This is a genomic window from Pedobacter sp. GSP4 (genome assembly GCF_051857575.1).
GTDB lineage: Bacteria > Bacteroidota > Bacteroidia > Sphingobacteriales > Sphingobacteriaceae > Pedobacter.
The window spans coordinates 627,034-650,559 of sequence record NZ_JBPZIR010000001.1; the positions used below are offsets into that span (position 1 = coordinate 627,034).

Sequence of the window (23,526 nt, forward strand, 5' to 3'; positions counted from 1 at the left end):
ACCATCTGGTCTCGATGCTATCCTAAAGACTGACCAAAACATATCCAATCCAGCCCAATCTGACTTGGTATTTTTCAAACAGTATTCGGAATTTGTCGGTTCACTGAACCTCCGCGTAATTCCTGAAAATGCAATATTCAGCGTCTAAAGCACCTTTTAGACTTGGACTAATAGAAAAATTACCTTCAATAAAAAATACTCCGACAAAAGCTTTATAAGTTTCGATTTTAGGGCCTTTAGCGCATCGACAATTTAATTTCTCCATACAATACAACCTTTATGAGTCCGTTAGGGCTTTTGGAAAGCCTAAAAAGGCTTGAAATGAGCCTAAGACAATTTAGTAGCGAATTAGTGTAAATAATGTTGTCCGAAAAGCTGGCCATTATGCACGAAAACAGGTAAATACTATTGCCGAAGTCCCCGGTTAAAGATCATCGGTTTATCTATTATTTAACGGATCCACTATATTCTAGAATTAATTTAATAGATGCAAATGAGGAGAAGTTTATTGATCTTTTTAGCTGAATTTATGATGTACCTTTCTTTGAGTTTGGTTCAATATCTAAATCCCATCAAAAAATGACTTTTGTTTAGTGATGCCCATATCTTTATACCTCACGCTTTTTTGGAAAAATCCTGCATCGCCAATCTTAACCTGACCAAAAATACCCGCTTTTAGAACCATCATAGTGTTTTTCATATTTGGAATACCTCGGTTTGTTTTTTTCTCATCAGCCCATCGTTTACTATGCTCTACCAATGAAAGTAGAATTAAATCCTCAAACCAATCTTCATCAGCGAACTTAAATTTATTGAGTTGCATAGCATAGCTTAGCTCTGCATTTTCTATGGGGAAATTATCTGTGATATAAGTTGTTCCATCTTTAGTCGTCCGAATTGTAGAAGTATAAGAGTCTCTTTCGATTCTAAGGATATCGTTTACGATATAATCCAATTTGTGATTTTTAGAAAGTATTTTATGGCGTTCCTTTTGCCTGTTCTGGAGATATGAAGTTGATAGATCGGATTTCAAAATCAGAAAAAAATCATCTATCTTTTGCTTCAGACTGATATTAGCAGTATCCAAATAGCAGACATTTTTAGCATCGAAGTCGTTTGGAATCTTTGAAATCTCAATCAAGGAAAAATGCAAAAGTTCTTCACCCCTTACTATTTTGAGAGTGTAAGTTCGTTTATATATTTTGTTCATGTAGAAATTTTCCATATTGAACTTCAACATCATTGCCATGATATAAATGTCCGCTATCGTTGATTTTAGGTATTTCTTATCAGCTGAATCAATAAACTCTACCATTTGATCCTCCAGAAAAGATTGTGTATTGGAGATGTCTACGTTATCATTCAATTTGAGGATTTTTTCTCTTGATACGTCAAGTTGGACAAACGCACTTGGATAATTGATTTTTATAGTCGGAGTAAATTCTGTTTTTGAATTGCTGAAAGGAATAAACGGTTGTGAAACCAGTAAGCCCTGGTTTAATGTGATATGTTGGTCTTTCGAATATGATGCGTGATGTAGGTGAACCCTGTTAAAATCAAACCAGGCACCATATTTTTCTAATTCATGGATGTCGGTCGAGGCGAGCTCTCGATAAGAAAGGTAATAAGCTTCTTTTTTTAATTCAGAGAATGGAACATAGAAAATCAAATGGTCACTTTTTTGAACAGCAGCAAGCTGTGCTCTTTGGAAAGCGTAATTTTGTATCTGAATTGGAATTTTAATAGAATTACCCTTGATGTGAATATTTACAGGCAAACCAAGAAGTGTCTTTTGCATATAATCAACGAATTGCTGAAATTTGAATAGTTTGCGTACATCTTCATACAATTTGATTTCTGTTCCAAATTCAGACTTTTCTTTTTTACGTATAAAAAAACAGCCGTCATAGTTTGGAATCTCTATTTCAATTCCAGAAAAATCTTCATCTGGATGTATGCTCTTCGTTTCCACCAATACCTCTTCGCAGACCATAAATGATGAAAGAAATCCAATCCCAAAATTGCTTATAGCATTATATTGAATATCGTTATCTTTTTTTAGCTCGTCGAATTCCTCTGATACGTAATAGCTTCTCCCTATTGATGTAAAATAACGTTCAATCGTAAACCGTGACATGCCGGTTCCATGATCTATAATCTTAAAATATTTACTGCTTTTGCCACCAATTCTTTTCTCACTGTCAAGTTCAATATGTATATCCTTATCGAAAGATTCATGCGGCTGCATTTTCTCTCTAAGAAGCGTGGCATCTATAGAGTTTTGAACCAATTCCCTAATAAAAACCTCTTTTGATTTATACAGATTGTCGCCAGTTAGTAGCGGCAAAAGTGTGGGGATGTATGCATCAAAGTGAAAATTTTCCAAATCATAGTTGTCAACCTGGATTTTGGGCGCGATGTAATAAAGCTTCAACTTAATCTCTTTCAAGCTCTCTTCAAACCGATCCAACCTCATCTCGAAATCTTTTATAATCAATACAGCAACCTTGTGTACGGTAGGATTCTTGGATTTGAAGTTCATCACGATTGCCCTGCGATCGATGTCTCCAGACATGTTAATAGAATCGCTGGGAATCCCATCGTAAAAAGCCTCCTTAGGCAGGCTTATGTTTATTTTGTGATTAAGTTTTTCTTTCTCAAAGTAAAATTCTCCGTATTCACTAATGTTTAAAAAAAGATCAGTGATAAACAATCCCAATGAGCAGAAAGCACCAATACGCTTTTGTTGACCAGAAACGTTCTTGATAATCGAATTATAACCACGCTCAATATCTTTATTATCATTAGAGCTCAAAAACCTTAGTAATACCTTCGAATAACCCTCATCATCGCAAATACGAGTTATTTCCGGCTTTAGACGATCAAGTAATTTGTTGATGTTCTCATTCTTTTTGTAAAGACTTTTCAAATAGATAACCCTAAAGTATATAGAAAGAAGTAACAAATAGTTTGATTTCGAGTGCTGCCTTAATTCAAGCTTAATATGGGCAAACACTGTGAATATCTCACCAACTAATTCAATTACCTTATCAATTTTACTGTCTTGTACTAATTGTTCAAAATCATTGGTTAAGTCAATAAATCGCTTATAATATTCAGGGTTTTCCAAATGCAAAATCTCCCGCAAATTTATGCATGTACTTTTGTCTTCTTTTAACTCTGGTGGCAGTATAAAGGTTTTTGGAGGCTGAAGTTCCTCGTCGGTAAATGTATAGCGCTCACATTCAGCTAATCTGGTATAACTTCTGTCATAAACTCTTAACCATTGAAAGGATCGGTTATCAACACCTTTGCAGCCAATACTTCCTGCAGCAAATACATAAATCACGGATTCAGGATTATCAAAAAACTTGTTGTCGGTCACTGCCCTTTGTATAGGAGTGTGTTTATGGCCATGCAAGACTATTCTAATATTATGCCGCTGAAACTGATCTAATACATTTGTGTAATTTCGAATAAAACTACTATCAGGTTTTGAGTTTGAAATTTCAGGGAAAGGATAGAAGTGATGATGAAAGGTCGCTACAACATTATATTCATGGTGACCTGGAATCTGTTTTTTAAAAGCCGTAAATAGCCTATCCATTTCCATTGGATCGATATAACCGAAGTCATCCCACTTGATTTCATTTTTACGATTTTCCCTTATTAAATCCCTCACCAAATCTGCCTTGTTCTTAAGTGGAGATAAATCCATTTTATCAATCCAATCTAAGTCAATAATTTTTTCCTGTTCAATTCTACAGGAATTAAAACCCAATATTGCAATCTTACGCTCAGGAAAATCACAAATGAAATTGTATTGGTCAAGTATCGCAACATTAGGCCTAGTAATACCACTATAGAATGCCGAAATAAAATTGTCATATTTTTCATAAGGGTTACCAGTACTTCTCAGTAAGTCATGATTTCCCGGTATTATCATAATGTCAGCTCTGGTTATGGGAGCATCCGCCAGATCCTTGTCGTTTATCTGTGATATTAGTGTGTCAAAAAATCTTAATGCAAAATCCATATCTTGCTCGAACTTAGTACTTCTTCCATCAAAGATATCTCCCGATACTAAAATCGTGTCCAATTTCCTGCCTTGGTCCACTAATGTGTTTGCAATCGTTATGGCAAGTGTTGATGCTTCAGGATATTTAAAATTTCCGACATGAAGATCGGACAGGTGTAGAATATTGAGTGCGTTCATTCTTAAAAGTTTAGTTCCTAATGTATATTAAAATTCCGAATTATGAAAAAATTAATGAGTTATAAAAGGTGAAAGATTCATGAAACTAATTTCCACTTAAGATTTTTACTAATCAATTCATTTAAGACGCATTAGATAACACGTAGATACAAAAGAATAGGCGTGCCTATATGGATGTAAGATGTTCATGGGGATATTTTCGGCCAAAGTGGCCGAGCGTTTCGCATTTAAGCTGTTACCCTGTTTCGCTGCTGACTGACCCCCTTATTTCGGAGTAATCTGGCCGCACTTATCTTTCGATTAGACTTTTCAAGTACAGCTTTTCCTGATCACTTTTTAAATTAAACTAAAATGAAAGTCTAAGGGTCTAGTTTGGAGCTGCCGTAAGGTCTGGGATTTAATTCTCATTTTAAAAGCGTTCTAATGGCTTTTAAAGGAGGTTTTGGATTTGCAATTTGACAGACCTCAAGATGTGGGCAGATTCAATAGCCTAACGTCAATAAGATTAAGTAAAAGGAAGGCTTTATCTTGGAAAGATATTTGAAATCATTCTTAGTGTTTTGTTCAAAGGGAAAGGAACTATTTACGCTACAGCCCGGCAATCAAATTGGCGGCCAGTTTGGCCCGAAACGAGGTGGCTAGTTTCGTTGAAATACACAGTCTATGCACCCAACCTCGCCATTAGTAGGTTGAAAGCTCGTTTAATGACCGGATTTTCCTCTTGAATATAACCTCGAAGGTATTGGTCCAGCATCCATTTTTTTTCTTCAGTATTGTTTACTTTGTTCATTAGCAATTTCGCGAGCGGTTTTCCTTCAGCCAAGATGCTTCCAATTGCATCAACGTCAGAGATGCAGGCCAGCTGAAGACGCTCTGTCATTGAACCATATTGAACTTCGAGCATTGGAAGTAAATACGAATTTAAAACAAAAATATCTTCATATCCTGCTAGAATGGTTATCACTTCGGTAATGGGTTCGAATCGAGGATCTTCAATTTTCTTTTGCAGTGTGCGGGTACGGAAATCGTGCAATTGAATAATTGCTTTTTTAAAACTTCCTTTTTTTATTTCCTGTTCCATCTGTGATTCATCAAAGAAAGCTCGTGATTTTAGTGTGAGTAATGAAGTTTTAACTTCAATAAGAATACAGGTGTGTCCTTCGATAATTGCAAAGTCAGGTAATTTTCCGCCATTTTTATTGTCAAAATCTTCATCCAGGTCTATCAAGATGGTACTTGAGTTGGCTTGAATTAACTGAGTTTTAACATAAGAACGGTAAACTTCGCCAAAATAAACCCTGAATGGATTTTTCTTTGTTTGACCACTAGCATTTGCCAATTGTTGTTCTTTATCGGCCAGTAAATAGAAGATGCCGGTACTGGTCCGGTCGAGAAGGTATTTTGGCTGGGGAACCACGTAACTTCCTTTTTTTAATGTTGAAGAAACTTCGACCTTGATTGCAGGAATATGGAGTAGTGGTTCGAGGAAATAAATATCATAAAGCTTGTTGGGGACTTTCCAGTTTTCTCCGCGTATAATTTTTCTGTAGTCTTCCGGGCTCCCTGATGAGAGTTTTAAAAACGCCATTTGTGTGTCATTGTTCACGTATTGATTTAGCCGGTCGTCTATCTCAAGGTTGTAATCTATCGAACCATCGCATTTGATCCACAATGCAAGTCCAGTAGCTAAAAACTCCATGACACTCATTCCAAAATAGGCTTTTAACTGATGGTCGATACTGTAAAGACCTCCCAGATTGCCTGGTAAAATCTCAAATAGCAACATGGCCCGTCCCAGCAGTGTAAGCCTATTACCCTGTAGCGGAAACTGTATTTGTCCGATTCTTCCTAAAATATTGTTACTCAGGTTTGATGATGCTTTCTGCAGCTGACTTTCGAGTTCTGGATCGTATAAAAAGCCTGCGACATCAATTGCCAGTGGTAAAGAATTATCCAGAAGAGAGAGGGGAGCGCCTCTATGATCGTTGGTGCCGGATAGCAGCAATAGTCGCGCAAGCTGTGTCGCAGCGGTATAGATGTTGAATCTTATGTTTTCCTGGGTTGCCCTGCCCAGCCAAATCAATACTTCTTGGGGAAGATTATCTTTGTTTAGGTGCTTTGGGCCGTATTTTAAAGCAGCATTGACAGCACCAATCAAGTATAGGCTGTCAGAAAGTTGATATTTTTTTAGGTATTGATAAGCCTCAAAAAGAGAGTAGGACTTTGGCTTCATTTGGATCTGATCGATTACGCATTTTCCTTTTTAATGTGGTTATAACGATTTGCTATAAACAATAAGCTTTTGCCGCGGCTCAAAAAGCTCGATTTACGTTTGCTCATTATTAAATAATCTATAAGATTTTGAAAACTACTTCAATGCTGTAATAAATTTGCCTTCAGGATGGATTCTCTTAAATTTTAATCCCCTGGTTGCGTCTTCAAAGTCTTTTTGTGAATTTTGAAATGATGCAAAAACAAGATATTGTGCATTATTACCCTCGCTAAGGTATTTCAAAAACTCATGAAAGTCCGTATTTGAAGCAGATTGCTGTTGTGGCTCATCAAATAACAACAAGTTTGGGTGATTACCATTTTTGTGCATGGAAGTCTCTTGTAGGGCAATGTAGTAAGCCCACATGCACCTGATGTGATCACTGCCTGAGCTGTCGAATCTGAGGTCGTAGGTTTTGGCTTTTTCATTTGGAAGCTTTACCTCAATAACTGGTAAATATTTATCTACGGAAATTTTAATTGAATTTTGATCTTTACTGGCATAATTAAACCGGCGGAGCAGTTTCAGGAAAATTTCTTGCAGCTCGTCTAATTTTTTCCGATCTAATGATGAAAAGAAATCCCCAGCTGAGTTTGATTCCTTTGTTTTGATGGCTTCCCATTCCTCAGAAAGTTTTAGCAACCTGTTTTTTAGAATGTCTGCCCGTTCAAGGAATTCGACATAATACTGTATGCGTCTTCTTAGATTAATCTTTCTTTCGATAAGCTCTTCGGAGGGCAATCTTTCGTCTGTTACTAGGTCTCTTTTGATGTTTCTTATTTCTTGGCGTATTTGGGTTAACCTATTTGCATACTCTGCTAAAGTGTTCTCCTGCTCTTTAATTTTTGAACGCTGGCTTTTGATAAAAGCTTCAAGCATTTTATGTTGTGAGGTCAAAAAGTTAATGTTATCAGCGATCTGCATAGGAACCTGATCTACATCTGGCGGCAGCAATGAATCGTGCATATCTTGTCCACAGGTCGGACATAAGCTTTTAGCTACTGAAGCGTCAATTTCTCCCCCTAGTTTCAACATTTTTTCTGCTGATTTATTTTTATCTAGATCTTCTAAAACGGCCTTGCCCTGAATAAGATATTGTTTGTATTTTTCTTTCTCATGGAATGTTTCTTCTTCGAGCTGTTGTTGTCTAAAGCCAATTCTGACCAGAGCTTCGTTAAGATCATTTAATCTTTTTTGATTGCCTTCTAAATTTTCTCCAACTGTCGTTTTAACCTGCTGTTCTAAGGATTCCAGATCATCGGAAAGTTCCTCGATAAGCTCCGGGATTAATATGAGTCTTTCGTCTCGGGAAATCCGGAAATAGACGGTGGAAATATCGTTTATGATTACTGGGTAAGCCTCCAAGCCAACAATTTCGCAACTTGCCTTTTCTGATAAGCTTTCAAAATCTTCAAATAAAATGGACCACTTGTCCTGTAATAACTTTTTCCGGATGTTTAAGCCAATTTTATTTTGCTCATTTTGAAACACATCCAGGTTTAATAAAAATTCTATTACTCTTTCTTCAGCGTTTTTAACACTGTAATATGGGATTGTGGCAAAGAAAGAAGACCATCCAGACTTTTGCTCGATGATAAAAGCAGGAGCGATCAGTGGCAAATAAAGTTTTGTCCCGTTTCCATTATTGTCAAGAACCTCAGGTAATTTCCAACCTAAGAATGTCTCCAGAAAACTGTGAAAACCATAGTTCATGTCAGATGCAGCGCCTTTGTGATGCACATACATTTGCTTCATCTCATAATCACCTTTTTGAAGTATTACAGGTCCGAAGGTTACGTCTATCAGTTCGGATTTTCGGTTTTCATTGATTACGCTCCGCTTGATAGTTATTGTTTCTTGGCCATTGTTGATTTCAAGTTCGACTTGCGACTGAATTACCTGATAGGTTTTGTTCCCGTCATCCACACTATCTTTGAGGACAGATTGCATAGTTTTTTCACCCCTGGAACCTATCAATTCTTCAAATCCCAATGCATACAGAATCGCTTGGAAGATTGTGCTTTTCCCACTGGTGTTATTAGCCTGAACAATATTTAGCCCACTATCAAATTCAACTGTTGTCCCGTAAAGACCATTATTCGTGTTGATTTCAAGTCTGATTGCGTTAATTTTGAGCATTTTAGATAAATTTTTTAGATAGTTCTTTAATTGTTCCTTCTGAGATACCGTTTTTGCCTATACTTTCCAAAAATGATTTCTCCACTTGAAACAATTCTTTGTCTTTTTTCATCAGCTTATAGAGATTCATTCCTTGGTCAGTTAAGAGGTAATCACCATCGTTCAATGCTAGTAGACCTTCTGCGATTGCGTAAGTAACAGCTCTATTTACTGTTGGTTCAACTCCCCAGATATGATAGTCGCTTCGGAAATTATTTCTCATCCAGGTTGTTACCTGACTGATATTCTGCTCGCTTTTGATTGACCAGCATAAAAAGTGAAGTTTCATCAGCGAAGCCTTGTTCGATCTTGAAGCCATTGCCAAAATCAATATAACGTGCCCGATTTTAAATAAAGGCCTGTAATCTGCCGGTATGGGGATTTGCCGTTTTGTAAATGTTAAATTTTTTATGAAGCTTTTCATTTATTCGAAATCCAGCGGGCACCGTAATAGCCAATCGGCTACAGCACCATTTGTTAAATTCTCTATAGTAATATCGTTTAAATAACTGAAATTAGATTTTAATCTCTCCCTGACAAGTGTTCGTAATTGTTTGTACAATTCATTGTTATCAGCCGAAGGAAACATGCATAATTCTTCAACTTCTTTCTCGACCTGAGATATCAGCATTAGATATTTTTCATAGTCATCTGGATGCGCAGATCTCCAACGCATCAGTATGGTATTCAGGTCTAAAAAACTTTCAATAGTAGCATCTGTTAGCGTGTTCACTTTTTTTTCTACGCCAGAAGTGTCTTTGGGAAAACGTTTACTGTGTTTTCTGATTGCATTTTCGACCAAATCGATTTCTTCGTCCTTCCATTTTACTATAGTCTTGCCATCTAATTGTTCTTTATCTATGAGTAGCTTACTGTTCTCGGAATTTAATGCAATGGGGATCTCTCTGGCAAAGTTGTCAATGTCGTGGATCAATACTTGAAAGTCAGGGGCTATTAATGGAAGATTAAGCTTTAGAATTTCTTGCCTCTTTGCATTGCAGTGCAAAATTAGGTCATTCATCCTGTTTTCGGGTGTAACCAAAATCCATTCTTTGATGGTTACTCCATCGAGAAATTTTGCTAATTTCTTTTTATATAGGTCTAATTTCTTTAAATCTGCCGTAATTTTATCTCGCTGCTTTTCGTATAGAGCCTTAGTTGTCATGTTATTATCCGGGCAATAACATTGGAATACTTTTCCTGTTTTAGTAAAGCCTTCGATTCCGCAATCACCTGACGAGGCAGGGATCGATTGGTACAGCTCTTTTTCATACTTTATTCTAAAACAAATTTGCATGAGGGCTTCCCAGGAATCACCATCATATTGGCCATATTTTGTACTGTACACGTTAATTTGTTATTTGGTTGTGGCCAAAATACTAATTTATAATAGAATAAAATAATTGAATGGAAATCAACATCGCCCCATTTTCCAGAACTATATTTCCCATCTTGTGCTTTATTGTACAAGTTTATTTTCCTGCATTTTGAAAATAATGCCAGCAATTAAATACTCTATTAGAGATAAACTTTTTTTTGCGGCTATTTAGGCTAGTCTCTAGTAGAGATAACCATGAAATTCATACACAGAAAAACTCTCTACTAGAAACTAACCCTTCATTGATTATTGGTGAACCAATGGAAATAAAACATGTCTTTTAAACATCTAAAGCTATTTTTAACCTTTTTTCTTTTTCCAAGTTCGTTTATATTTTAAAGTAAAATCTCTACTAAGGGGCTCTTGAGCAACGAGTTCACTTAGTCGAGCAATTTTCTTCAGATCTTCTATGAATTTTTTTGAGTTCAGTTCAAAAGGGAGCACTGAAAGCCTTAGAGAAATCTGAGGCTTTTTTGTTTACAATAAATCTTAATGTTTATTCCTGAACAGAAATTATTAGCTGTATTCTGGTATATGCTTCTCACTAATCGTCTTCTTGTGATAATTAATTTTTCAGATTAGATATGGATAATCCCAATAAGTTTGGTAGAAGGATGTGGATATTTAAAGAATATTCTGTTAAATGTAAATATCGCACAAGATTCTTTGTAGAATAGGATAAATGTCATTAAAATAGCTCTTTTTTAAATAAATTATCAATTATAAATGGCATCTAAATTAATAAATTATATATTTGCAGCCTTGAAAGCAAACAGATTATCAGATCTTTTAACATCGGTAATATGAAGCTTTTAAAACGGGCCCTAGGAATAAGGCTTTTTTAAATTTTGAAGACAACCTAAACAACTTGAATGCTTAATTTAGTTCTCTTTGGCCCTCCAGGGGCGGGTAAAGGCACCCAATCTGAAAAGCTGATTGCAAAATATCAGTTGGTACACGTTTCAACAGGCGATCTTTTTAGAGCACACGTTAAAGGAGAAACCGAATTAGGAAAAAAAGTAAGCCAATTGCTAGCTGAAGGAGAATTGGTTCCCGATGCCATCACAATTGCCATGCTTGAAGAAGAGGTAGATAAAAATCCTGATGCTAAAGGATTTGTGTTTGATGGATTTCCACGTACTGTTCCACAAGCAATTGAGCTTGATCTGTTCTTGGCACGTAAAGGCAGTAAAATTGCCGGCGTAATTGCTTTAGACGTTGATCAGGAAGAATTGACAAAACGTATTGCAGAACGCCATAAAGTTAGCGGCCGTCCAGATGATGACGCTGAAAAATTGAAAAAACGTATTTCAGAATACTTCGATAAAACCATCCATGTACTGCCTTATTATGAGGAACAGGGAAAGCTGAACAAAGTAAACGGAATTGGTGAAATTGAAACCGTATATAGCGATCTTTGCGCGGTTATTGATCAGTACTAGTATTTTGGTATAGCATCTAAGTATTAGATATCGAGTATCAATGCGGGTACAAAGTATCAAGTAGATAGTATCAAGAAAAGAGGTTGTATTAATTACGGCCGAACATTTTAAAAACATACAAAGAGTTATAATGTTAAAAACGTTATAACTCTTTAATTTTAAGGGAAATGTTGTTGTAGCGTTTCCATATTTAACATTTCAATATTAAACTATGTCACAGGGTTCAAATTTCGTAGATTATGTAAAAATCTGTTGCCGTTCTGGTAAAGGCGGTGCAGGTTCGGCGCATTTACATCGTGATATTTTAACATCAATGGGTGGCCCTGATGGTGGTGATGGCGGCCGTGGCGGTCACATTATCGTTAAGGGGAGTATCCACATCTGGACATTGTTGCACCTCAAATACCGCAAGCACATTATTGCTGAAGATGGGGGAGCAGGAGGCAGTTCGCACAAATTTGGTAAACAGGGTAAAGATGAAATCTTAGAGGTTCCGTTGGGTACCATTGCCAAAGATGCCGAAACAGGTGAAGTGCTTTTTGAAATTACCAAAGATGGCGAAACCAAAATTTTAACAGCAGGTGGCCGTGGTGGTTTAGGTAACGCACACTTTAAAACGGCTACGCAGCAAACACCCCGTTTTGCACAACCTGGAGAGCAGGGAAAGGAAGTTTGGAATATTTTAGAGTTAAAGGTTTTGGCCGATGTGGGTTTGGTTGGTTTCCCGAATGCGGGTAAGTCTACTTTACTTTCTGTTGTTTCGGCAGCAAAGCCAGAAATTGCCGATTATCCTTTTACTACCATTGTACCTAATTTGGGTATTGTGAGCTATAGGGGCGGAAAATCTTTTGTAATGGCCGATATTCCGGGAATTATAGAAGGTGCTTCAAAAGGTAAAGGTTTGGGTTACCGTTTCTTGCGCCATATTGAGCGTAACTCTGTACTGTTGTTTATGGTTCCGGCCGATACCAGCCGTTCCATAAGGGAAGAGTACGAGATACTTAAAAGCGAACTCGAATCTTACAATCCAGAACTGATGCAGAAACCGCATGTGCTGGCGATAACCAAATCGGATATGCTGGATGATGAGCTGATGCAAGAGATGAAGCAGGATTTACCGGCTATCCCATCTATATTTATTTCATCTGTAGCAGAAAAAAATATTCTGGAGCTGAAAGATATGCTCTGGAAAGCTATTGAAGGGTAATTGGTTTATTGGGCATTAGTTCAATAGTCATTAGTTCAATAGTTCATTAGTTCATTTGTTCATTGGGCATTGGTTCAATAGCCATTAGTCAAAGGTTCAATAGTTCATTAGTTCAATGGCCATTCGTTTATTGGTTGATAGACGATTAACCAATTTAAACAGTTAACCGCTTTTCCTGTTTATCCTCTTACGCTATCTAAGGCCAAGCCGATCCATTCTTTAAAAAGAAGATCCCAGGTACCAAAAGCGCCGGGATTAGGGACGATAAAATCTTCGAAATCATAATTTGTCCTGCCCATATAATTGGTTGGCAGGTAATCTGGTCTGGATTTAAAGAATCTTGAAAAAATTAGCTTTGCCCGCGGAATGTGCCAGGCGCTCGTGATGACCAATGTTTTGGCCCCTGGCCATGTTTTTTGGATAAGTGCCCAACTTAGTTTTGCATTTTCAACAGTATTCCGGCTTTGGTTTTCAATCAGCACATCACTATCCGGAATGCAGCTATCATGCAGGAATTTTTTAACCAGATCGGCTTCTTTCACCTCATTGGTCACGATGTTAGCGTTGCCGCTGGTAATCAGTATCTTTTTTATCCGGCGTTGACGGTATAATGATATGGCCTGAAACAACCTATCGTTTGCGCCGTTAAACTGTATTTCATTGTTCCTTTTATTTAATCCGGAAAATCCACCCAGAACAATTGCAATATCATAATGCTTCTTTTCTGTGGGAAATTCAGGCTCATAAAAATTGACCGCCTTTCCAGCTAAAAAACTGTTCGAAAAGAATAAAAGCACAATTACTGCAGCTGAAAATAGTTTCTTTCTGGTTTTTTGCTGTTTAACAAAAACAGTTGCAAGGAGTAAAATGCAAAACCAAAAAAAAGGTCTGATGAGGAACAAAAGGATTTTAGACAAAATAAAAATCATGAGAAGCAAAATAATCCTGTAAAACTAAGATTTAAATTTGCTTCTGCATTATGATTATCCCTGACCTTCCTGCACCTGGCCGTTTTTGTACGAATCTTCCAGTATATCCCTAACGTCCGATTTGCGTTTTTTCTCTACCTTGTGTTTAAAGTGTGGTACTTCGTGCTCAACAATATCATTTTCAATGGCTTCTACGCCGAAAACTTTCTCTTTTAAAAGATTGTATTTATCCTGAAAACCATACCGCAGGTTTTTTGCTTTTCCGGCAATTTTACCACGGGTACCTGCGCCGCTATCGGGTGCAAATAAAACACTGATTACCGCTCCAGCTGCCAAACCCGCAACCAGTGCCAATGCAATTTGAACGTTGTTATTAGATCTTTGCGCTAAATATTTTCCGATTAACTTTCTGTATTTCATAACGTAGCATTTTAACAAGACAACAAATGCAATGAAATAATGTTTCGTAAAATTAACTAAAAGTGAAACCGTTTACAGCCTAAACAATGAATGCTTTTAGGGCGATGGGTGGGAGCTTCCTTTAATAGTAAGGTTTACCCGGGTAAAATAAACCTGGCAGCAGCGGGCACGAAGTAAAGCGTATGACAGGGCTGCCGGTAACAGGGGGCAGAACCCTGCTTTTCGAAAAAAAAGTTTCAAATAAATAACAAGCAAAGTTTTAGGTATTATTCAATCAGGAAATATTTATTAAGTTTAGCGTTTTTAATAGCTAAATTAATATGGTAAAAGCAACAATAAACAGGGAGCATTATGCCTGCTCGGTAACCAATGGATCTCATGAAATTATAGCAGACGAACCCATTGAATTTGGGGGCACGCACAAAGGTTTTGCCCCAAAAGGATTACTGATGGCATCGTTGGCTTCGTGTGTGGCCATTACGCTCAGGATGTATATCGACAGAAAGGAGTGGCAGGTAGATAAGATTGAAGTGGAGGTTAATATCAATATAGAAAACGGCGAAACAATTTTTGTTGAAGAGATTACCTGTACGGGTGTACTTACCGAAGAACAAAAAGTTAGGCTGGAAGATATTGCTGCCAAATGCCCGGTTAGTAAGATTTTAGCGGCTGGCCACGATATCCGATCGAGGGTGCTTTAACCATTTGGTGCAAAACTCGTTTACACAATCATAAAAAGCTTTAATATCTTTGTAGCACATCAGTTTCTTCTGATTAAAATTATTTATGCCTACCGAAATAAAATGCCCCAACTGTGCTCATGTTTTTCCGATGGAGGAAGCCATGGCCGAAGATTATAAAAAAGAGCTTCGTGAGAAAATGGTCACTTTTACCAAACAGAAAGATGAAGAATTTCAGCGTAAGCTTGTTGCACTTGAAAATGAAAAACAACTTCAGCAAAAGGCATTTGATGCAAAACTGGCAGAAGAAAAGAATAAACTGAAAGATGATCTGGAAGGTAATCTGCGCAAAAGCATTACAGCCGATTTTGAAACCAAACTGCAGATGCTCGAAGGCAATGCAAAGGATAACGAAGAGAAATTAAAGCTGGCCAGGGAAAAGGAACTGGAATTTCTGCGCAGGGAGCAAAGCCTTAAAATAAAGGAAGAAGAAATGGAGCTAGCCTTTCAGCGCAAGATGCAGGAGCAGCGCAACGAACTGGTAGAGCAGATTAGAAAACAGGAGGCAGAAAAAAACAGCATTAAGGATACCGAACATCAACTGCGTTTAAAGGAACTCGAAAAACAGCTCGACGACCAAAAGAAGCTTGCCGAAGAAATGAAACGGAAAGCAGAGCAGGGCAGTATGCAGCTGCAGGGTGAGGTGCAGGAACTGATTTTAGAAGAGCTTCTGCGTACCAATTATCCTTTCGATTTAATTGAAGAGGTGGGCAAAGGTGTTCGTGGGGCCGATTGCGTGCAGGTGGTACGCAACCAGTTTGGACAGGAGTGCGGAAAAATTATTTATGAAAGTAAGCGCACTAAAGATTTTGGTGGCGACTGGATTGAAAAACTGAAAAAAGATATGCGCAGCATGGGTATTGATGTTGCGGTAATTGTTAGCCAGTGTTACCCGAAGGGCATGGATTGTTTCGGGCAGCGCGATGGTGTTTGGATCTGCTCTTTTGAGGAAGTAAATGCGGTTGCCTATGTGCTGCGCGAAGGGATTTTGCGCCTGGCGGGTGCAGTAAAATCGCAGGAAAACAGGGGTGAAAAAATGCACATGCTTTACGATTATTTAATGGGTGCCGAGTTTTCTGAACAATGGAAAGCCATTAGAGAAGGTTTTATGAGCATGAAACTATCCATACAGCGCGAGCGTGATGCCATGGAACGTTTATGGAAAGCCCGCGAAAAACAGCTGGAAAAAGTATTGTTGAACGCTACCCATATCCGCGGCTCTATTGAAGGGATTGCAGGCAGTGATAGTGTCCAGTTAAGCTTAACCGATGATGAGGACGATACCTTGTTACTAGAATAAACGTCATCCTGAACTTGTTTCAGGATCTATCATGCTGATAGAGTGCGTTCAATTAATACCCATATCCGTGGTTCTATTGCAGGCAGTGATAGTGTTCAGTTAAGCTTAACCGATGATGATGACGATACCTTGTTACTAGAATAATCGTCATCTTGAACTTGTTTCAGGATTTATCATGCTGATAGAGTGCGTTCAATTAATATCCATATACGTGGTTGTATTGAAGGCACTGATAGCATTGCATTATTTTTGGATGAAGTTAGGAGGTGCTGATTTGAAGATAATAAGTTCAAAACAGCAGATAATAAGCGCTTAATCGAAGATAATAAGTTCAAACTAGAGGATAATAAGCTCTTGTTCGAAGAAAATAAGTTCAAATTAGCACATAATAAGTGCTAAATTGAGGATAATAAGTTCGAACAAGAGGATAATAAGTTCAAACTACATAAACCTAAACGGGGCATTTACAGGAACCTGTAAGTGCCAAATTGATATAACTCGTAATAATAAATAAATGATAATATGAATAAGAAACTAAACCAATTCTTTAACCGCTCTACAATCCTTACGCTAATATGCGCTGTGCTTTTTTTTGGGGATGTTTTCGGGAACGTTCCCGGTAAAGAGCTGAAGTCGCCGGACGGCAATTTAGTGGCCAGTTTTGCCCTGGCTGAAGGGGGCGTACCCACCTATAGTTTAAAGTATAAAGGCAAGGAGGTAATTAAAACCAGTAAGTTGGGCCTGGAGCTAAAAGATGGTAAATCGCTGCTCAATGGTTTCGATATCACCGATACCAAAACCAGCACTTTTAACGAAACCTGGAAGCCTGTTTGGGGTGAAGTAAAAGAAATTGTAAATCATTATAACGAACTGGCCGTTACCCTAACACAAAAGGAAACCAACCGTTATATTATTGTCCGCTTGCGCCTGTTTAATGATGGCCTTGGTTTTAGGTATGAATTTCCGGAGCAGAAAAACCTGGATTATTTTGTAATCAAAGAGGAGAAAACCCAGTTTGCACTGGCAGGCGATCATAAAGCTTTCTGGCTTCCGGGTGATTACGACACGCAGGAATACAGTACCGTTACTTCAAACTTATCAGAAGTGCGCGGTAAAATGAAGGCTGCAGTTACGCCTAATGCATCGCAAACTACTTTCTCACCAACAGGTTTGCAAACGCCTCTAATGATGAAAAGTAAAGATGGGCTTTACATCAACATTCACGAAGCTGCATTGATCAACTATTCACTAATGTCTTTAAATCTTGATGATCAGAACATGGTGCTCGAATCGTGGTTAACGCCAGATGCGGTAGGGGATAAGGGCTATATGCAGGCACCTTGTTCATCGCCGTGGAGAACCATTATTGTAAGCGATAAGGCTGGTGATATTCTGACTTCAAAATTAACCTATAACTTAAACGAGCCGACTAAATTTAAAGATGTATCGTGGATTAAACCAACCAAATATGTTGGTGTTTGGTGGGAAATGATTACCGGAAAAAGCACATGGGCCTATAACGATTTAACCAGCGTACAGTTGGGGGTAACCGATTATGCAAAAACCAAACCCAACGGCAAACATGCGGCAAATACCGCACACGTAAAAGAATATATCGATTTTGCTGCTAAAAATGGATTGGATGCTGTTTTGGTAGAAGGTTGGAACGAAGGCTGGGAAGATTGGTTTGGCAAAACCAAAGATTATGTTTTCGATTTTGTAACCCCATATCCTGATTTTGATGTACAGGAACTGCACCGTTATGCAGCCAGTAAAGGCATTAAAATGATTATGCACCATGAAACTTCCTCTTCGGTACGTAATTATGAGCGCCATTTGGATACGGCCTATAAATTTATGAAAGCCAATGGTTACGATGCGGTTAAGAGTGGTTACGTGGGCAATATGATCCCAAGGGGAGAGCATCATTATGGCCAGTGGTTAAACAACCATTACTTGTATGCCATTGAAAAAGCGGCGGAATATAAAATTATGGTTAATGCACACGAGGCTGTACGGCCAACTGGTTTGGCGCGTACTTATCCGAATTTAATCGGTAACGAATCGGCCAGGGGTACAGAATACGAAGCCTTTGGTGGTAACAATGCCGATCATACGACCATTTTACCTTTTACACGTTTAATTGGTGGCCCTATGGATTATACGCCTGGTATTTTCGAAACCAAAGTGAGTGCTTATAACCCTGAAAATACTTCTTTTGTGCACAGCACACTGGCCCGTCAGTTAGCGCTTTATGTTACGATGTACAGTCCGCTGCAAATGGCGGCCGATTTGCCAGAAACCTATAACAAATACATGGATGCTTTTCAGTTTATAAAAGATGTGGCTGTTGATTGGGACGATACCAAAGTTTTGGAAGCAGAACCTGGCGATTACATCACATTTGCACGTAAAGCAAAAGGAAAAAATAACTGGTTTGTAGGCCGTACCAATGATGAAGTGGCACGTACCTCTAAAATTGATTTCGGCTTTTTGGATACGGGTAAAAAATATACAGCAACCATTTACGCTGATGCCAAGGATGCACATTATGAAACCAATCCGAAGGCCTACACCATCCGTAAAATGGAAGTAACGAGCAAAACCAAGTTAAGCCAATACTGCGCACCGGGCGGGGGATACGCGATTAGTATTATGGAGAAATAAATTTATATCTATCAGTTGTTACCATCTGACCGCACTAAGAATGTTTAGCCACAGATGAACACAGATCAACACGGATCTGGTTATTCATTATGTCATTCTGATCAGATAGCTATCGGATGCCTTGAAGAATCTTATTTGTGGTATTAACAAGTCGTAGCATTTTGCTACGGCTTTTTTTGTTTTATATCCCGCATATTTAGTTGGTAAGGCAGAGAATTGCAGTTTTTTTGCAATTAAAAAGGGCAGGTGGTCAAGTATAAAATGTTTTTCAGGTTTTTTTTGTGGTTTTATTGAGTTAGGTATTGTTTTTTAACGGGCACTGCATGGTGATTTAAGTGCTAATTTAGTTTTTGCTCAGTATTTGTTCAATAAGTATGATAAAAGTCATGAATTTCTGCTATTGTAAATGATTTTGTAATATATTAGCGATATAACAAGCAAACCTTCTAAAGTATTATCAAAATGGCACGAAATAAGAACCATATCGAACTTCAATTTTTAAGCGAACCCTCTGATGTTAATTATGGAGGTAAGGTACACGGAGGGATGATGATGAAGTGGATCGATCAGGCTGCTTTTGCCTGTGCCTTACAATGGAGCCAATCGTATTGTGTAACGGTTTACGTGGGTGGAATCCGTTTTTTTCACCCGGTACATATCGGCCATTTGGTTAAAATGGATGCCCGTATTATTTATACCGGAAAAACCAGTATGCATATCGCTGTTGACGCTTTTTCTAAACCGGTTGGACAATCTGAATTTGTGAAAAATACACATTGTATTATTGTATTTGTTGCGGTTTTTGATGATGGACAGCCAAAGGCCGTTCCTGCATTTAAACCAAAAACAGAGAAGGAAATTGCCATGCATGGCTACGCCATAAAGTTAATGGAACTGCGTAAAAGCATTGACAAAGAAATGGAACCTTATATTGTTTAATTGCCTTTTGCCATAGCTGCTAAAAAATAAAAGCGTTGTCAACTTTAATAGCCTTTTGCTAGAAAGTTGACAACGCTGAAATTCCCAGTACTAGAACACACCGATATAGTGGTTGCCAGCTTTGTTCAATAACTTGGCACCTTTGGTTAATGTACCGGTTCTGCTGTTAATAATGTAAATGTTGCCGTCTTTTCCAACAGGCGTTACTGCTACAAAAACTTCATCGCCATTTACAACAAAACCTTGATACTGGCCAAAGCTCAGATCTGCATCATCAGGAATGGCTATTTTAGTGGCAGTTTTTGCATTTAAATCGATACGTGCAAGGTAGCCACCTTTATCGGCCACGCTATAAGCCACAATTCCAATTCCGTTTCCTGCATATCTCCAGGCATCAACGTATGTTCCGGTTACACCTAAAGCTGCATCTAAACTGAAAACATAAGTATTATCGTACTCATTATTCTGACCGATTTTTAATATATGCGAACCAGCTGTTCCGTTTTGTGTAGCCTGATAAATATTGCCATCTTCAGCTAAAAAAGCATTAAAGCTGCGGTAACCGTTGGTATTGCCCTGGCTAACCGTAGAAGAAATTACTTTAGGGTTTTTTAGGGATGGATAATCGACCACTACTGATTTTGAAGCGATTTTAACAGTTCCTGTATTATCGGCAACTCCGGTGGCAGGATTGTATTTGCTTCTCGAAGCACCGATAATCAATTTGTTGCCTGCTTTGTTCAATACGGGCCCATCTAAACGGCCAATATAAAATCCCTGTGCTTCTTCTGTTGTAGAAAGTGGAATTTCATACTGCTCGTAAGTTTTAATGCCAGCCGCCTGAAGGTTTAAAGATAATACGGTTGAGGTTCCTCTTGCATAAGCGTAAGTACCATTGGCACCGGTTGTAATTTTAACGCCCGAAACATTTACCGCAATACCGGTTTGATCGTTATCAAATAATTTTACCCATCTTGGCGATGCAGTGGCATAACTGGCAATGTTCACTTTATCCGATAATTCCGAATAGCTAGCCCCGCCGTTAACTTTATATTTTGAAAATTCGCCTCCATTAGGGCCAGTGTACGCAATGTTAAAAAGTGTGCTTCCATCATTAGATGATTGTAAACGCGCAGTACGCTGCGACCTTACAGGGAAACCGTTATCGTACACACTGATTGATTTATTGGGATCTTTAGCATCATTTACACTTACCGAGTAAACCATCGTACCGCCATTTCCATCGCCGGCTGTAGTTCCCATTATGGCGCCCGAAAGTGTAATCCAACGGTTAGAATCGCCCAGGTTTTCTTCTGGTTCTGGAGTTTGCTGATCTTTAGAGCAACCTGCTATGGTCATAGTTGTTGCAAAGGCTCCTAACATCAGGAGTTTTAAAAATTGCTTTTTCATTTTATTACGATTAGATTTTTAAAAATTGTTAATGGTGTAGTTAAATTTTAGATAAAATGCCCTACCTGGTTTCTGGGCGGCAAAATTGTCGTAAGCCTCTTTGTTTAAAATGTTTTTTGCGTCGAAACTCAGTACCATTTTCTGGTTCGGAAAGCGGTAGCTGGCGCCTAAATCCTGGATAAACTGCGTAGGTGTAATGTTAAATTCATCCCTTTTAAGCTGCCAAATGGTTTCGAAAGGGTGTACATATCCGAAATTGTAGTACAGGTTAAGGACCGATTTTTTCTGAAGCAGATTATTCAGCCGGTATTGCACATTGCCGTTAGCAGTAAAAAAGGGCTCATTTGGAATTTGCTTTCCATTAAATAACGAAGCATTATCTTGCAGCAGAGCATTAAATTTTGAAGTATTTAATATAATGTTCAGGTTCCGGTACACGTAGTTTACCTCTGCTTCAAAACCGATTGAACGCACCCCTGAAAGATTTACATTGTTCGTGGTTTCTATATTGGTAACATTACGATCGTTGGATAACTGGACGATCTTATCCTGTGTATTGCGCAGAAAGCCACCTCCTGAAATTGAAATGCTATGGTTGTTGACCTGAAAAGTGCCAGCCCTAAAACCCAGGTTAAAATTGTTGCTTATTTCTGGCTTAATAGATGGATTGGGCAGCAAATTGTCGGCCTGGTTACCAAACACTTCTGCTTCTCCCGGCATCCGTATGGCCTTCTCTGCCGAGGCAATAAATACCAGTTTATTTAATAGGGTGTAAGAGGCTGCAAAACCATAACCGGTTTCGTTTCGGTTATCTTTTGTAATCCTTTCAACACGGGTTACCTGGCCGTTAACAACCTGTTGCACCGGATCCATTCTGTCAATTTTTTGCTGATAGTATTTGGCAAACAGATTGGTTTTTAAACGGCCGTTGAATGTTTCGGCTTCGTATGATAAGGAAGATACATTCTTTGTTAAATCGCTTGTTGACAGGTAATTTCTTTCGAGTACGGTTCTTATTTCATCCGAATCTTGCCTATCTACCACATAAAACATATGATTGAGTACCACTTTGTGGTTAGCCGCAATGGCATAGCTCAAACCCGATCGGAGTGTAGCAATCTGTCGGCTAATGGTATTCATGGTTGGTAAACCCTGCTGCCCTCCGCCAAGCGTTCTTAATGGATCGCCTTTTATACCAATCACTTTTTGCCCGTCCCAGTTATACCGGTAGCTCACTGTATCCTGAATGTACTGTGTTCTGTCGCTGTATACGCCATTGAAAGTAAAATTCAACCCCGATAACAGTAGGTTGTTCTTTTTATAATCCAAACCAACCACGTGTGCCTGTGATTCGGAAAACCTGCCCATATAAGGTCTGCTCATGTACTGGCCATGCTGAACTTCATCGTAGGTATCAGAGAAATTGTAATTTAGCATGAGGTTATCGGCCCACTTAACATCGGTAAAACCAATTTCAAAACGCCCACCAAAAGATTTATAGGCATCGTTAAAGCGTTTACCCCTTGTTTCAATCATCTGTCCGTTAGGCTGTTCGTTTCTAACAAACTTTCCCCACACTTCGTAATCGTTATCCGAATAACTGTAAAAGCCCGATCCACGTAGGGTAAAGCCATTTTTGGCATTGCGGTACATGGCACTTAAATCGGTTTGCTGCGTATTAAAAGAACCATAAGATGCCGATGCGATAAGGTTATTGCGCAGTCCTCCCTTTTTTAAGATCACGTTAATGCCGCCTCCCAAAAAATCTCCAGAAAGGTGTGCGGGTAAAACACCCTTGTATATTTCTATACGGTCAATTAAAGCAGGAGGGATGTTATTTAGGTTAAAAGATGAACCGTAAGTTGAAATTTCGATCCCATCTATAAACACACCAATTGCCCTGCCCGACATGCCGTTTAAGTTGTATGAAGCATCAGAGCCTATCCCGCCACTTTGGCGCACCCTTACGCCAACGGTCCGGTTTAAGAGTTCGTTGGTTTGTAGGTTTCTTAAAGCGGCTTCCTTGGTTTCAATCACATTTACCGCAAAACCAGAGGTTTCAATTTTTCTTTTTTCAGTTTTGCCCGCAATGTTTACCTGCCCTAATTCTTTATCGGATGTATTTTTTACGCTTACGTTAATAACTGTATTTGCACCTTCAATTTTTACGGTTGTTTTTTTAGGTTCAGAAACCAGTGATGTAATAGTAAGTGAATGAGTGCCGTAGGGAAGGCCTTTAAATTCATATCGCCCAGCATCGTCTGTTATTGTTGCCCTGTTAAGGTTGGTTAGTTTAACGGTGGCTCCAGCTATTATTTTTCCTTCACTATCGGTTATTTTACCGGATAGCGCTCCGCTTTGGGCCATAGCATAAACAGAAAGGAAGAAAAACGCGGTTATCAGTAAGGCTTTTTTCATTAATGATTGT

At 38.5% G+C, this 23,526-nt stretch carries 15 protein-coding genes; 6 read left to right on the top strand and 9 right to left on the bottom strand.

The features are described 5' to 3' along the window. Nucleotides 1-562: 562 nt before the first annotated feature. The 5 genes from ACS5PU_RS02580 to ACS5PU_RS02600 all read right to left on the bottom strand — a co-directional run bounded on the left by ACS5PU_RS02580 (nucleotide 563) and on the right by ACS5PU_RS02600 (nucleotide 10,014). Nucleotides 563-4,216, bottom strand: a complete 3,654-nt coding sequence (locus ACS5PU_RS02580) for a metallophosphoesterase (RefSeq protein WP_439457702.1) — start codon at nucleotides 4,214-4,216, stop codon at nucleotides 563-565. Between the two features lie 661 nt (nucleotides 4,217-4,877). Further along, nucleotides 4,878-6,449 (bottom strand): hypothetical protein, encoded by a 1,572-nt coding sequence (locus tag ACS5PU_RS02585; protein ID WP_439457703.1) that lies wholly within the window; start codon nucleotides 6,447-6,449, stop codon nucleotides 4,878-4,880. Between the two features lie 135 nt (nucleotides 6,450-6,584). Continuing rightward, a complete protein-coding gene (locus tag ACS5PU_RS02590) occupies nucleotides 6,585-8,627 on the bottom strand; it encodes an AAA family ATPase (protein WP_439457704.1) in 2,043 nt (680 codons plus the stop codon). 1 nt (nucleotide 8,628) lies between these two features. Beyond that, the gene (locus ACS5PU_RS02595; protein WP_439457705.1) at nucleotides 8,629-9,090 is read right to left on the bottom strand and encodes a hypothetical protein; all 462 of its coding nucleotides are present in this window, start codon (nucleotides 9,088-9,090) and stop codon (nucleotides 8,629-8,631) included. Then, nucleotides 9,091-10,014, bottom strand: a complete 924-nt coding sequence (locus ACS5PU_RS02600; RefSeq protein ID WP_439457706.1) for a hypothetical protein — start codon at nucleotides 10,012-10,014, stop codon at nucleotides 9,091-9,093. Between the two features lie 902 nt (nucleotides 10,015-10,916). Between ACS5PU_RS02600 and ACS5PU_RS02605 the strand changes: the two genes are divergently transcribed. After that, nucleotides 10,917-11,486, top strand: a complete 570-nt coding sequence (locus ACS5PU_RS02605; protein WP_439457707.1) for an adenylate kinase — start codon at nucleotides 10,917-10,919, stop codon at nucleotides 11,484-11,486. Nucleotides 11,487-11,697: 211 nt separating this feature from the next. After that, nucleotides 11,698-12,693, top strand: coding sequence for a GTPase ObgE (gene obgE / locus ACS5PU_RS02610; RefSeq protein WP_439457708.1), 996 nt, complete (start codon nucleotides 11,698-11,700; stop codon nucleotides 12,691-12,693). 179 nt (nucleotides 12,694-12,872) lie between these two features. Here the strand turns inward: obgE and ACS5PU_RS02615 are convergent, their stop codons facing one another. Together ACS5PU_RS02615 and ACS5PU_RS02620 are read right to left on the bottom strand one after the other, a co-directional pair. Further along, nucleotides 12,873-13,622 carry a YdcF family protein gene (locus ACS5PU_RS02615; RefSeq protein ID WP_439457709.1) on the bottom strand — a complete coding sequence of 250 codons (750 nt, stop codon included), beginning with the start codon at nucleotides 13,620-13,622 and terminating at the stop codon, nucleotides 12,873-12,875. Nucleotides 13,623-13,676: 54 nt separating this feature from the next. After that, the gene (locus ACS5PU_RS02620) at nucleotides 13,677-14,042 is read right to left on the bottom strand and encodes a YtxH domain-containing protein (RefSeq protein WP_439457710.1); all 366 of its coding nucleotides are present in this window, start codon (nucleotides 14,040-14,042) and stop codon (nucleotides 13,677-13,679) included. A gap of 320 nt (nucleotides 14,043-14,362) precedes the next feature. Between ACS5PU_RS02620 and ACS5PU_RS02625 the strand changes: the two genes are divergently transcribed. The 4 genes from ACS5PU_RS02625 to ACS5PU_RS02640 all read left to right on the top strand — a co-directional run bounded on the left by ACS5PU_RS02625 (nucleotide 14,363) and on the right by ACS5PU_RS02640 (nucleotide 19,688). Next, on the top strand, nucleotides 14,363-14,743 hold the full coding sequence (locus ACS5PU_RS02625; protein WP_439457711.1) for an OsmC family protein: 381 nt from the start codon (nucleotides 14,363-14,365) through the stop codon (nucleotides 14,741-14,743). An 85-nt stretch (nucleotides 14,744-14,828) separates the two neighbouring features. Further along, entirely contained in the window at nucleotides 14,829-16,082 is a 1,254-nt protein-coding gene (locus ACS5PU_RS02630) for a DUF2130 domain-containing protein (protein WP_439457712.1), read from the top strand. Between the two features lie 522 nt (nucleotides 16,083-16,604). Beyond that, nucleotides 16,605-18,749, top strand: coding sequence for a glycoside hydrolase family 97 protein (locus ACS5PU_RS02635; protein WP_439457713.1), 2,145 nt, complete (start codon nucleotides 16,605-16,607; stop codon nucleotides 18,747-18,749). A 462-nt stretch (nucleotides 18,750-19,211) separates the two neighbouring features. After that, on the top strand, nucleotides 19,212-19,688 hold the full coding sequence (locus ACS5PU_RS02640) for an acyl-CoA thioesterase (protein WP_439457714.1): 477 nt from the start codon (nucleotides 19,212-19,214) through the stop codon (nucleotides 19,686-19,688). A 90-nt stretch (nucleotides 19,689-19,778) separates the two neighbouring features. Here the strand turns inward: ACS5PU_RS02640 and ACS5PU_RS02645 are convergent, their stop codons facing one another. After that, the gene (locus ACS5PU_RS02645; protein WP_439457715.1) at nucleotides 19,779-21,098 is read right to left on the bottom strand and encodes a hypothetical protein; all 1,320 of its coding nucleotides are present in this window, start codon (nucleotides 21,096-21,098) and stop codon (nucleotides 19,779-19,781) included. Nucleotides 21,099-21,116: 18 nt separating this feature from the next. After that, nucleotides 21,117-23,516 carry a TonB-dependent receptor gene (locus tag ACS5PU_RS02650; RefSeq protein ID WP_439457716.1) on the bottom strand — a complete coding sequence of 800 codons (2,400 nt, stop codon included), beginning with the start codon at nucleotides 23,514-23,516 and terminating at the stop codon, nucleotides 21,117-21,119. Nucleotides 23,517-23,526: the final 10 nt, after the last annotated feature.